This is a genomic window from Sphingomonas aestuarii (assembly GCF_054457155.1).
The window spans coordinates 33,549-45,893 of sequence record NZ_JBTKVV010000001.1 but is presented as its reverse complement, the minus strand read 5'-3'; the positions used below and the strand labels follow the sequence as shown (position 1 = coordinate 45,893).

The following is a 12,345-nucleotide window of genomic DNA, read 5'->3' as shown; positions in this document are numbered from 1 at the left end:
AATCAAGCCGGACGGATGCGAAACCGGTGAAATGAACGCCTTATTGGACGAGCGGAACGCCGTCGCTTTCGTTCGCCGCAGCCTGATTTTCCGCCGCCGCGACGATATTCGCGACATCGGCTTCGGTAGGAGCGCCTGCCGCTGGCGTCGTCTGCGCGGCCGGGCTCCGGGCGAGGCTGGTGTCGATCGAGCCCGAGCCGCGGCTCGCGGCAAGGAACGCCAGCAGAATGCACATCGCGACGAACACGGTGGCCAGCACCGCCGTGGCGCGCGTCAGGAAATCCGCCGCGCCGCGCGCCGACATCAGCCCGCCTCCGCTGCCGCCGGTGGTCAGGCCGCCGCCTTCCGAACGCTGCATCAGGATCACCGTCACCAGCAAGGCGGCGATGATCGCCTGGACGACGAGGAGAAAGGTGAACATGGGGCGCGCCTGGGACCGATATGATTGGTGAAGGCGGCGACATAGGCGAGCACGGGTCCGCGATCAACCATGCCGCCTGAACGCTAGACAACAAATCTGTCAGGGAAATCTGTCACGGGTGGGAAACATCATGGGCGGATCGACGTTAATCCCCGCGAAAGCCCGATGCTTGCGGGCGTGTAACGGAAATTGAGTATGGCCACCGCGACCGCTACCCCGATGCTCGGAAAATGGATGCAGACCCTGGTCGATTATGTCCGGTCTGGCGAACCCGATTTGACCAATCGCCAAATGGCGTTGCTGCTGTTGGTATATCTTAAACCCGGACCGCATACGGTACGCGGTCTGGCGCGTGCGCTGAACGTGTCGAAGCCGGTTATCACGCGCGCCTTGAACAGACTGGGCTCGCTCGGCTATCTGCGCCGCCAGCGCGACGATGCGGACAAGCGCAACATTTTCGTGGCGCGCACCGATGAAGGGGCGGAGTTTCTTGAAGAGTTCGGACAATTCGTCATCGCCGACGGCGAACCACAGCCCGGCCAAAGCGACGAACGCCGGCGCGCAACCGCGTAGGCGATTCGCGCTTACCGGCCGCTCGACGATCGTCGATCCCCGTACCCAGCCCGTCCGTCGCGACCTTGCCGCGATCGAACTCGCCGATCGCGTTTTCGCTCCCCATTATGCCGAACATGTGATGCGAACCGCGATCGCGGCCAGCGCGATCCGCCAGTCGAGCCGACTCGACAGCGAACGGCTCGGCCAGTTGGCGTCGGGGGAGGCTTTCGAGCTCTATGAATTGTCGAGCGAACAGGGCTGGGGCCGGTCGGTCGCCAGCGGCGTCGTCGGATTCGTTGAAGCCTCGGCGCTCGGCCCGCATGTCGGCGACAACGACGCGGGGCACGCGGACGCGGCATGACGGCGCGGGTCTTCATCGACGGCGCGGTCGGCACCACCGGCCTTGAAATCCGCGACCGGCTGGCGGGACGCGGCGAGATCGCGCTGGTCACGCTGCCCGAGGATCGACGCAAGGACGCCGCCGCACGCGCGGACGCCCTGAACGCAGCCGATTTCGTCATCCTCTGCCTGCCCGACGATGCCGCGATCGAGGCCGTGTCGCTGATCGAGAACCCGAACACCCGCGTCATCGACGCATCGAGTGCCCACCGCATCGCGGATGGCTGGACTTATGGCTTCGCAGAACTCGAACCCGGCCAGCAGGCGGCGATCGCCGAAAGCCCGCGAGTCAGCAATCCCGGCTGCTATCCCACCGGGTTCCTTGCGCTGGTCCGCCCGCTGGTGCGTGCGGGCGTCATCCCGCACGACTGGCCGCTCAGCGTCAACGCGGTTTCGGGCTATTCGGGCGGCGGCAAATCGATGATCGCGGCGTTCGAGGATGCGGGCGCACCCGGTGCGGACGCGACCGCCTGGCGCGGCTATGCGCTCGGACTGGCGCACAAGCATATGCCGGAGATGCACCGCCACGCCCGCATTGCCCATCCGCCGATCTTCGCACCATCGGTCGCGCGCACCTATCGCGGGATGGTGGTTCAGGTGCCGTTGCCGCTCCACGCGCTGCCGCGCAGCTGGTCGCTGGCGCAGGTCGAAGCCGTGCTCGCCGACGCCTATCGCGACAGCCCGCTGATCGGGGTCGCGAGTGGCGATGACGCGCTGGTGCGGGTGGAGGACGATGCGGGCAGCGATCGGCTGACCGTACGGGTCACCGGCAATGCGGATGCAGGCATCGCGATGCTGATCTCGACGCTCGACAATCTGGGCAAGGGCGCAGCGGGTGCGGCGGTTCAGAATCTGAACATCATGGCGGGGCTCGATCCGGTCGCGGGGCTTAGCCTCTAAAGCCCTACCCCTTCCCCGTTCGTGCTTGGACACGCTCCGCAGAAACGGAAAAAGGGGGCGCAGCCTTGCCACAATTCTCCCGTTGCCCGCCCTACCTGCGCGATTATGCCCAAAGCCAAAAATACCGTCTCCGGGGTTGGCCTGACCAGTTTCGCACGGCATAGGTATGCCGCCTCGTTCGCAGGCACGCCCGCGTCTGCTAATCAGCCCGTCAAACGACCGTTAGGACCGACATTCATGAGCGAAGCCGCCGGGAAACTGCTGTTGTTCGGGGCGACCGGCGATCTGGCGCAGCGGATGCTGATCCCCTCGCTCTACGGTCTCCATGCCGACGGCCTGCTTCCCAACGGATTGACGATCACCTGCACCGCACGCTCCGATCACGACGATACGGGTTTTCGCGAGTTCGCCGCCAGGGCGCTCGGCGAGTTCCTGCCCGACGACCGCAAGGACGAGGCCGCGATCACGAGCTTTCTGGAGCGTATCCAGTATCAGCCGCTCGATGCCTCCACGCTCGACGGATTCGACGATCTCGCTGCCAAGATCGGCGATATCTCGGGCGGGCTCGCCATCTTCCTGTCGACCGCGCCGTGGCTGTTCGGACCGACGATCAAGGGTCTGCAATCGGCGGGCCTTGCCGGCGACAATGTCCGCATCGGGCTGGAAAAGCCGCTCGGCAACGACCTTGATTCGAGTCGCGAGATCAACGACATCGTCGCTGCCGCCTTCCCCGAGGAGCGCACGTTCCGCATCGACCATTATCTGGGCAAGGAAACCGTCCAGAACATCCTGGCGCTGCGGTTCGCCAATCTGATGTTCGAGCCCGTCTGGAATTCCAACCATATCGAGCATGTCCAGATCACGGTGTCCGAAACCGTCGGACTGGAAGGGCGCGCAGGCTATTACGACGATGTCGGGGCGATGCGCGACATGGTCCAGAATCACATGCTGCAATTGCTCGCGCTGATCGCGATGGAACCGCCCGCGCATTTCGACGGCACCGCGATCCGCGACGAAAAGGTAAAGGTCCTGCGCTCGCTGCGCCCGATCAAGCCCGTCGATGTCGATGCGCTGACCGTGCGCGGCCAATATCAGTCGGGTGCGCTCGATGGCAAAGTCGTTCGTGGTTACGACGACGAACTGGGCAAGGATTCGAACACCGAAACCTTCGTCGCGCTGAAGGCGCATGTCGATAACTGGCGCTGGAACGGCGTCCCCTTCTATCTGCGCACCGGCAAGCGGATGCCCGAACGGCGCAGCGAGATCATCGTCCAGTTCAAATGCGTGCCGCATTCGATCTTCGCCGATCGCGGCGCGAAATTGCACGCCAACACGCTCATCATCCGGCTTCAGCCCGAAGAGTATATCCGGCTGCTGGTGATGTCGAAGGAACCGGGGCTCGACCGCGAAGGCGTGCGGTTGCGCGAAGTCCCGCTCGACCTATCGCTCACCACCGCCTTTGCGGGCACCCGGCGGCGCATCGCATACGAACGGCTGCTGCTCGACCTGATCGAAGGCGACCCCACCCTCTTCGTCCGCCGCGACGAGGTTGAGGCGCAATGGGCCTGGATCGACCGCATCCGCGAAGGCTGGGCCGCCAGTGCAACCAAGCCTGCCCGTTATGCGTCGGGAAGCTGGGGGCCGGAGGCGAGCTTCATGCTGACGCGCCTCGACGGCGCGACCTGGCAGGACTGATGGGGCGACCTCGCCCTCGCTCAAATGAACACAAGGAATTGAAATGACCGAGATCGAATGGTGGGACTATGAAGACGCCGACGAGATGGCGAATGCCGTCGCGGGCGACATCCAGTTCATCATCGAAAGCGCGATCGACGCGCGCGGTGCCGCCGTCATCGCCCTTGCGGGCGGACGCACCCCCCAACCCGCCTTCGACAAGCTGGCAGAGGCCAAGATCGACTGGAAACGCGTAACGATCATCCCCACCGACGACCGTCTGGTGCCGATGGGCGATCCGCTGTCCAATGCGACGATGATCGCCAAGACCTTCCTGCCAAAGGGCGCGCGCGTCATCCCGATCACCAGCGAAGCGGCGGAGGATTACAAGGCGTCCGGCCGCGCGGCGGATGCGCGGTTGCAGGATCTCCACTGGCCGCTCGACCTCTGCCTGCTGGGTGTCGGCGCCGACGGCCACACCGCATCGATCTTCCCCGGCCCCGATCTGGAGGAAGCGCTGAACGGTCCCAAGGACCGTCGCGCGCTGGGAGTCATGCCCGACCCGCTGCCGCCCGAAGCGCCCGTTGCCCGCGTTACCCTGTCGCTCGCCGCGATTACTTCCGCTCGCGCGCTGATGATCGCCGTCACCGGCCAGGCCAAGCGCGACGTGATCGAGGCGGCAATCGAGGAAGGCGTCGGCTCGCCCTACCCCATCGGTCGCGTGCTGGCGCAATCGGAACTGCCGGTCGATATCCACTGGAGCGCCTGACATGACCCTCCACCCCGAAATCGCTGCCGTCACCGATCGCATCATCGAAGCGTCGCGCGAAAAACGCACCGCCTATCTGACGATGATCGCCCGCGAACGCGATTCGGGGGCGGACCGGCCCAAACTGGGCTGCGCGAACCTCGCCCACGCCTATGCCGGGACCGACGAGCAGCGCGATGAACTGCGCCCGGCAAACCGGATGAACATTGGCATCGTCACCAGCTACAACGACATGCTGTCGGCGCACGCGGTCTATTACCGCTATCCCGAACAGATGAAGGTTTGGGCGCTGGAGGCGGGCGCGACGGCTCAGGTCGCGGGCGGCGTGCCTGCGATGTGCGACGGCGTGACCCAGGGCTATAGCGGCATGGAATTGTCGCTGTTCAGCCGCGACACCATCGCGCTCTCCACCGCCATCGCGCTCAGCCACCGCACGTTCGAGGGCGCGGCGCTGCTCGGCATCTGCGACAAGATCGTTCCCGGCCTGCTGATGGGCGCACTGCGGTTCGGCCATCTGCCGATGGTCATGATCCCCGGCGGACCAATGCGGTCGGGGCTGGCCAACAAGGAAAAGGCAAAGGTCCGCGAAGCATATGCCGAGGGCAAGGTGGGGCGCGAGGAACTGCTCGACGCCGAAATCGCCGCTTATCACTCCAAGGGCACATGCACTTTTTACGGAACGGCCAATTCGAACCAGATGATGATGGAGGCGATGGGCCTGCACATCCCCGGCGCGGCCTTCGCCAATCCGGGGACGAAGCTGCGCCAGGAATTGACTCGCGCCGCGGTTCAGCGGCTGCCCGAAATCGGTTGGAATACCAATGACTATCGCCCGCTTGCGGAATGCGTCGATGAACGCGCGATCGTCAATGCGGCGATCGCGCTGCTCGCCACGGGCGGCTCGACCAACCACCTGATCCATCTGCCCGCCATTGCGCGGTCGGCGGGGATCGTGATCGATTGGGAAGATTTCGACCGGCTGTCGAAGGTCGTGCCGCTGCTCACCCGCGTCTATCCCAACGGGTCGGCGGACGTGAACGGGTTCGAGGATGCCGGCGGTCCCAGCTTCGTCATCCGCGAACTTCTGTCGGGCGGACTGATGCATGGCGACATTCTAACCGTCGCCAAGGGCGGCATGGCCGACTATGGCCGTAAGCCGGAGATAGAGGGCGACGCCCTCGCCTGGCACGAGCACCCGGCGCAGAGCGGCGACGACAGCATCGTTCGCACCCTCGACGCGCCGTTCGCGCCCGAAGGTGGTTTCCGCATCCTGTCGGGCAATCTGGGACGGGCGTGTATCAAGATATCCGCCGTCGATCGCGACCGCTGGACCATCGAAGCCCCCGCCCGCGTGTTTTCGACCCAGCAGGAGGTCCAGGACGCGTTCAAGTCGGGCGAACTCGATCGCGACGTGGTGGTGGTGGTCCGCTTCCAGGGACCGCGCGCCAACGGGATGCCCGAACTCCACAAGCTGACGCCGCCGCTGGGCGTGCTCCAGAATCGGGGCCACCGCGTCGCGCTGGTCACCGACGGACGCATGTCGGGCGCGAGCGGCAAGGTGCCCGCCGCGATCCACTTGTCGCCCGAAGCATTGGGCGGCGGCCCGATCGGCAAGGTCCGCGACGGCGACGTCATCCGTGTCTGCGCCGAGACCGGGCAGTTGGAGGCATTGGTGGACGCAAATGAATGGGCCGCCCGCGATCAGGCGGAAGCTCCGCGCGCCGCCGACGGCACCGGCCGCGAACTGTTCGCGATGATGCGTCAGGCCGACGAGGCGGAAAAAGGCGCATCGGCGATGTTGGCGGCGGCTGGATTATGACAACACAGCGTCATTCCTGCGAAGGCGGGAATCCATAACCGCTAACGTCCGAGAATATGGATTCCCGCCTCCGCGGGAATGACGGAATAGAAAAATTAGAGAGGTCATCATGGAAGTCGTCGCGGTCGATATCGGGGGCACCCATGCCCGCTTCGCCATCGCCGAAGTGGAAAAAGGTCGGGTCGTTCGGCTCGACAAAGAAGTCACGCAAAAGACCAACGACCATGCCAGCCTGCAACTCGCCTGGCAGGCATTCGGCAAGACGCTCGACCGCCCGCTTCCTCGCGCCGCCGCCATCGCGGTGGCATCGCCGATCGGCGGTGACCTCATCAAGCTGACCAACAATCCCTGGATCATCCGGCCCGCGCTGGTGAAGGAACGGCTCGACGTCGACAGTTATATCCTCGTCAACGATTTCGGCGCCATCGGCCATGCCGTGGCGCAACTTGGCCTCGACCATTTCGAACATCTCTGCGGCCCGGACGAGGATTGGAAGAAGCCCGGATCGATCACGATTTGCGGCCCCGGCACCGGGCTTGGCGTCGCCCAAGTCTATTGCTGCAAGAACGGCGATTACCATGTGATCGAGACCGAAGGCGGCCACATGGATTTCTCGCCGCTCGACGGGCTGGAGGACGCGATCCTCAAACGCCTGCGCCGCACCTTCACGCGCGTTTCGGTCGAACGCATCGTCGCCGGACCTGGCATCCTCGCCATTTATGAAACGCTTGCCCAGATTGAGGGGCGGGCAATCACCAGCCTGTCGGATCGCGAGGTGTGGGACATGGCGTTCGAGGGCAAGGACAGCCTGGCGGTGGCCGCGATGGACCGCTTCTGCCTGTCGCTGGGCGCAGTCGCGGGCGACCTGGCGCTGACGCATGGGCCGAAGGGCGTCGTCATCGCCGGCGGCCTGGGCCTTCGGCTCAAGAACCATCTCGTCAAATCGGGATTCGAACAGCGCTTCGTGGCCAAGGGCCGCTTCCAGTCGCTGATGAAATCCATCCCCGTCCGCCTCATCACCCATCCCCAGCCCGGCCTGTTCGGCGCGGCAGCGGCCTATGCACAGGAGCACAAGGCATGAGCGACATCGAAACCATCATGCGGACCAGCGCGGTCATCCCGGTGCTGGTGATCGACGACGCGGCGACTGCGAAACCGCTGGCGGAGGCGCTGGTTGCGGGCGGCCTAAAAGTGCTGGAGGTGACGCTCCGCACCCCGGCTGCGCTCGATGCGATCCGCGAGATGAAGCAGGTGCCCGGCGCTATCGTCGGCGCAGGTACGGTCGTCAACGCCGACCAGTTCGCGCAGGTGATGGACGCGGGCGCGGAGTTCATCGTCTCCCCCGGACTCACCGAACGGCTGGCAGCGCCGATTATCGAATCGGGCGTCCCCTTCCTCCCCGGCATCGCGACGGCAGGCGACATCATGCGCGGTTACGATCTGGGCCTTCGCCACTTCAAATTCTTCCCCGCGGAAACCAGCGGCGGCCTGAAGGCGCTGAAGGCGCTCGCCGCCCCCTTCCACGAAGCGCAATTCTGCCCGACCGGCGGGATTACCGAGGCGACCGCCCCCGAATGGCTGGCGTTTCCGAAAGTGCTCTGCGTCGGCGGAAGCTGGGTCACCGGCGGCACGTTGGCGGACGTCAAGGCCAGGGCGCACGCCGCGGCGGGATTGCGTCGCTAACACTCCTCCCCGGCACGGGGAGGGGAAGCATCCGAAGGATGGTGCAAGGGGCAGGCAACAAGCGCTGCGTTTCGAGGCACTCCCCCTCCGTCGGCACTTCATGCTGCCACCTCCCCGCATGCGGGGAGGATCGGAACGCTACATCTCCCCCCGCTCCCGCCGGATCGCATACCATTTCCGCACATTGGCGTTATGCTGCTCCAGCGTGTCGGCAAAGACATGCCCGCCCGTCCCGTCCGCGACGAAATACAGCGCGCTGGTCGTCTCAGGGTTCAGGACCGCGTCGATCGACGCCCGCCCCGGATTGGCGATCGGCCCGACCGGCAGCCCCGCCATCGCATAGGTATTGTATCCGTTGACCGCATCCAGTTCCGACCGCCGGATGCGTCGTCCCAGCGGGCGTCCCTGAGTAATCGGATAGATGACGGTGGGATCTGCCTGCAACCGCATGCCTTGGCGAATTCGGTTCGAATAGACGCCCGCGACCATCCGCCGTTCCTCGGGCTTGGCGGTTTCCTTTTCGACCACCGCGGCCAGGATGATCGTTTCCTCGGGCGTCTTCGCTACCGTGTTCGGCGTGCGCTTTTCCCAGGCCTTGGCCAGATAATCCGCCATCGCCTTCTGCATCCGGGCGACCACCGCCGCGCGGCTTTCCCCGCGCGTGTAGCTGTAACTGTCGGGCAGGATCGATCCTTCCTCGGGCACGGGAATCTCGCCGGTCAACTCGGTCGCCGCCATCAGCGCGTCATGGACCATCACCGAAGGCCAGCCCTCGGGCACGGTGACGAAGCGCTGGAGCGTCGCCCCAGACTGCATCATCTCCAGCACCTGCGACGCACTGGCGCGTGCCGGAATCTCATATTCCCCGGCGCGGATCGGCGCATCCGAACCCAGGAAGCGCGCGAACAACAGGAACCGGTCCGCCGACGCGATCGCCCCCGCGTCCTCCATCGCCCGCGCCGCGGACGAGAGCGTGGAACCCTGAGGCACCACCACCGTCACGTCAGTTTCGGCGGGGCCTTCACCGCTCCATTGCTGGACAACGAAGAACAACGCCGCCACCAGGCCGAGCGCCGCTACGATTCCAAGGCAACCGAGCCGTTTCAATGCTCATCCCCACCGCGCTCACGCTGGGCCTGTCGAAGCGTGCTTCGCGACAGTTCCGGCAACGGGTGAAACTCACCCCGCATCAACGCTTCCTTCTTCGGCCGCGACCAACCCTTGAGCTTGCGTTCGAGAAAGAACGCCTCGTCGCGCATCTGGAATTCGGTCGACCAGAGCAGGTTCAGCGGCCTTCGCTTCGACGTATACGCACTGGCAACGCCATTGGAGTGATCTGCCATCCGCTTGTCGAGATGATCCGTGTGACCGACATAATAAGTCCCGTCAGAGCATTCGAGGATATAGGTCCAGAACGGCAATGTCAGGTCACTCCAATCCGGCTTCGACAAGCTCAGCCTGAGCGCGGGGTGTGGAGTCCATGCCTTAACCTCCAACCGCGCTCACCCTGAGCTTGTCGAAGGGTGTTTCGGAACCTCAGACCTCAATCCATCGCCTTCATGACCAGCGATGCATTGGTCCCGCCGAAGCCGAACGAATTGTTCAGCACCGCCTTCACCTTGCGCTCCTTCGCCTCATAGGGGACGAGATCGACGCCCGCGCAATTGTCGCTGGGATTGTCGAGGTTGAGCGTCGGCGGCACCACCTGATCGCGCATGGCGAGGATGCAGAAGATGCTCTCGACCGCGCCCGCGCCGCCCAGCAGATGCCCGATCGCCGATTTGGTCGACGACATCGACAGCGTGTCGATCGCGCCGCCGAACAGCCGCCGCACCGCGCCCAGTTCCAGCTCGTCGCCCAGCGGGGTCGAGGTGCCGTGCGCGTTGATATAGTCGATGTCGGTCAGGCTGAGGCCCGATTTCTTCATCGCCATTTCCATCGACCGGAACGCGCCCGATCCTTCGGGATGCGGCGCGGTAACGTGGTATGCGTCGCCCGACAGACCGTAACCGATCACCTCGGCATAGATTTTCGCCCCGCGCGCCTTTGCATGCTCATATTCCTCGAGCACGACGACGCCTGCGCCTTCGCCCATGACGAAGCCGTCGCGGTCCTTGTCATAGGGGCGGCTCGCGCGGGTCGGATCGTCGCGGAAGCCCGTGGACAGCGCGCGCGCCTGGCCGAATCCGGCGATGCCGATCGGGCAGATCGCGCTTTCCGCACCGCCCGCGAGCATCACGTCGGCATCGTCCATCGCGATCATCCGCGCGGCGTCGCCGATCGAATGCGCGCCGGTCGAACATGCGGTCACGACCGCGTGATTCGGCCCCATCAGCCCGTATTTGATCGAGACCTGACCGGAAATCAGGTTGATCAGGCGTCCGTGCACGAAATGGGGGGAAACCCGCTTCGGTCCCTTTTCGGCGAGCACCAGCGATTCGCTCTCGATCCCCGGCAGCCCGCCGATGCCCGAACCGATCGAGCAGCCCGCGCGAAAACGCTCGGCTTCGCTCATATCGGTCAGCCCGGCGTCTTCGAGCGCCTGTCCGGCGGCATCGATGCCATAGACGATGAACGGATCGACCTGGCGCTGGACCTTGTGATCGACGCGCTTGCCGGGGTCGAAGCCATATTCGTGGGTAGGCGCCTTCACTTCGCAGGCATAGTTGGTGTGGAAATCGCTCGCATCGAAATGGGTGATCGTCGCCGCGCCCGATTTGCCTGCAACGATGTTCTTCCAGGCGGTTTCGACATCGGCCCCCAGCGGAGTGACGAGGCCCAGACCGGTCACGACTACGCGGCGCATAAGCATTCCCTCAACATCTCAATCGTCCGCCCGACGGATCGCGCGGTGGTCATCGGCCTCGCCATGCCAGTTTTTGGCTGGGCGACGAAGCCCCATTCAACAAAAACGGCCCCCCGTCCCAAGCGCAAGCCGCAGGACGGGAGGCCGTCTGAAACACATCCGGCCCCCTTTACGGGGCGGCCTGTGCGCGAACGCGCGTCAGGCCTGATGTTCGTCGATATAGGTGATCGCGTCCTTGACGGTCGTGATCTTTTCGGCGGCATCGTCGGGGATTTCGACACCGAATTCTTCTTCGAACGCCATTACCAGCTCAACGATGTCGAGGCTGTCTGCGCCCAGGTCGTCGATGAAGCTCGCATCTTCGGTCACCTTTTCGGCTTCGACGCCGAGGTGCTCGACGACGATCTTCTTCACGCGATCGGCAGTCTCGCTCATTCCCTGTTCCTTCTCGATTGGGTCTTTGAAATTGGGTGATTCCTGAACGCACGTAGAACGCCGTCCGCGTGGTGGCAAGGGGGGCAGGTGTCTCGTGGCCCGATCAAATCATCGCCATGCCGCCATTGACGTGCAGCGTCTGGCCGGTGACGTAACCGGCTTCCTTCGAGGCGAGATAAACGACCGCCGCGCCGATATCCGCACCATCGCCCAGATCGCCCGCCGGTATCTTGGTGAGCAGCGCCGCCTTCTGCGCATCCGGCAGCACATCGGTCATCGCCGACCGGATAAAGCCCGGCGCGACACAGTTGACGGTGATCCCGCGGCTGGCGAGTTCCTGGCCCAGCGCCTTGGACATGCCGACCAACCCGGCCTTCGACGCCGCATAATTGGCCTGACCCGGATTGCCGGTCGTGCCCACCACGGACGTGATCGACACGATCCGCCCGAACCGCGCCTTCATCATCGGCTTGGCCGCCGCACGGCACAGCCGGAACGCGGCTTCCAGATTGACGCGGATAACCTGATCCCATTCGTCATCCTTCATCCGCATTGCCAGATTGTCGCGCGTCACCCCGGCATTGTTGACGAGAATATCGAGCTTTCCCAAACTCTCCACCGCGCGCGGAACGAGCTGATCGACCTCGGCACCGTCGGACAGGTTGCACGCCAGGGCGACATGATCGCCACCCAATTCGGCGCGAAACGCCTCCAGCTTCTCCGCATTCGACCCCGAAACCGCGAGCCGAGCCCCCTGCCCCGCCAGCGCCCTGGCGATCGCCGAACCGATCCCCCCCGAAGCGCCGGTCACCAGCGCGGTCATGCCTGTAAGGTCGAACATAAACTCTCTCCGAAACAATCGTCATTCCAGCGCAAGCTGGAAT

General features: G+C 64.7%; 14 protein-coding genes. 8 read left to right on the top strand and 6 right to left on the bottom strand.

What is annotated here, in order from left to right:
- Positions 1-40: 40 nt before the first annotated feature.
- Positions 41-421, bottom strand: coding sequence for a preprotein translocase subunit SecG (secG, locus tag ACX0GZ_RS00240; protein ID WP_458811948.1), 381 nt, complete (start codon positions 419-421; stop codon positions 41-43).
- 234 nt (positions 422-655) lie between these two features.
- On the opposite strand from secG, the gene ACX0GZ_RS00235 reads away from it, so the two are divergent.
- The 8 genes from ACX0GZ_RS00235 (at position 656) to eda (ending at position 8,220) form a co-directional block, all read left to right on the top strand.
- Positions 656-994 (top strand): MarR family transcriptional regulator, encoded by a 339-nt coding sequence (locus ACX0GZ_RS00235; protein ID WP_458813260.1) that lies wholly within the window; start codon positions 656-658, stop codon positions 992-994.
- Between the two features lie 121 nt (positions 995-1,115).
- Positions 1,116-1,337: a hypothetical protein gene (locus tag ACX0GZ_RS00230; protein ID WP_458811945.1), complete on the top strand. Its 222-nt coding sequence runs from the start codon at positions 1,116-1,118 to the stop codon at positions 1,335-1,337.
- On the top strand, positions 1,334-2,275 hold the full coding sequence (gene argC / locus ACX0GZ_RS00225) for an N-acetyl-gamma-glutamyl-phosphate reductase (protein ID WP_458811942.1): 942 nt from the start codon (positions 1,334-1,336) through the stop codon (positions 2,273-2,275). Before ACX0GZ_RS00230 ends, argC begins: the two co-directional genes overlap by 4 nt.
- A gap of 237 nt (positions 2,276-2,512) precedes the next feature.
- Complete coding sequence (gene zwf, locus ACX0GZ_RS00220) at positions 2,513-3,970, top strand: glucose-6-phosphate dehydrogenase (RefSeq protein WP_458811939.1); 1,458 nt, start codon at positions 2,513-2,515, stop codon at positions 3,968-3,970.
- Between the two features lie 43 nt (positions 3,971-4,013).
- Positions 4,014-4,718 carry a 6-phosphogluconolactonase gene (gene pgl, locus ACX0GZ_RS00215; protein WP_458811936.1) on the top strand — a complete coding sequence of 235 codons (705 nt, stop codon included), beginning with the start codon at positions 4,014-4,016 and terminating at the stop codon, positions 4,716-4,718.
- Position 4,719: 1 nt separating this feature from the next.
- The gene (edd, locus tag ACX0GZ_RS00210) at positions 4,720-6,537 is read left to right on the top strand and encodes a phosphogluconate dehydratase (RefSeq protein ID WP_458811933.1); all 1,818 of its coding nucleotides are present in this window, start codon (positions 4,720-4,722) and stop codon (positions 6,535-6,537) included.
- A 109-nt stretch (positions 6,538-6,646) separates the two neighbouring features.
- Positions 6,647-7,618, top strand: coding sequence for a glucokinase (gene glk / locus ACX0GZ_RS00205; protein WP_458811930.1), 972 nt, complete (start codon positions 6,647-6,649; stop codon positions 7,616-7,618).
- Positions 7,615-8,220 (top strand): bifunctional 4-hydroxy-2-oxoglutarate aldolase/2-dehydro-3-deoxy-phosphogluconate aldolase, encoded by a 606-nt coding sequence (eda, locus tag ACX0GZ_RS00200; protein ID WP_458811927.1) that lies wholly within the window; start codon positions 7,615-7,617, stop codon positions 8,218-8,220. The genes glk and eda overlap by 4 nt, the downstream gene beginning before the upstream one ends.
- Positions 8,221-8,358: 138 nt before the next feature.
- Here eda and mltG read toward each other — a convergent pair whose 3' ends face one another.
- From mltG to fabG, 5 genes are all read right to left on the bottom strand, one after another.
- A complete protein-coding gene (gene mltG / locus ACX0GZ_RS00195; protein ID WP_458811924.1) occupies positions 8,359-9,327 on the bottom strand; it encodes an endolytic transglycosylase MltG in 969 nt (322 codons plus the stop codon).
- A complete protein-coding gene (locus tag ACX0GZ_RS00190; RefSeq protein WP_458811921.1) occupies positions 9,324-9,641 on the bottom strand; it encodes a GIY-YIG nuclease family protein in 318 nt (105 codons plus the stop codon). The genes mltG and ACX0GZ_RS00190 overlap by 4 nt, the downstream gene beginning before the upstream one ends.
- A gap of 122 nt (positions 9,642-9,763) precedes the next feature.
- Positions 9,764-11,026, bottom strand: coding sequence for a beta-ketoacyl-ACP synthase II (gene fabF / locus ACX0GZ_RS00185; protein WP_458811918.1), 1,263 nt, complete (start codon positions 11,024-11,026; stop codon positions 9,764-9,766).
- Positions 11,027-11,224: 198 nt separating this feature from the next.
- Complete coding sequence (locus tag ACX0GZ_RS00180; protein WP_140047144.1) at positions 11,225-11,461, bottom strand: acyl carrier protein; 237 nt, start codon at positions 11,459-11,461, stop codon at positions 11,225-11,227.
- Positions 11,462-11,564: 103 nt separating this feature from the next.
- Positions 11,565-12,302 (bottom strand): 3-oxoacyl-[acyl-carrier-protein] reductase, encoded by a 738-nt coding sequence (gene fabG, locus ACX0GZ_RS00175; RefSeq protein WP_458811914.1) that lies wholly within the window; start codon positions 12,300-12,302, stop codon positions 11,565-11,567.
- Between the last annotated feature and the right edge of the window lie 43 nt (positions 12,303-12,345).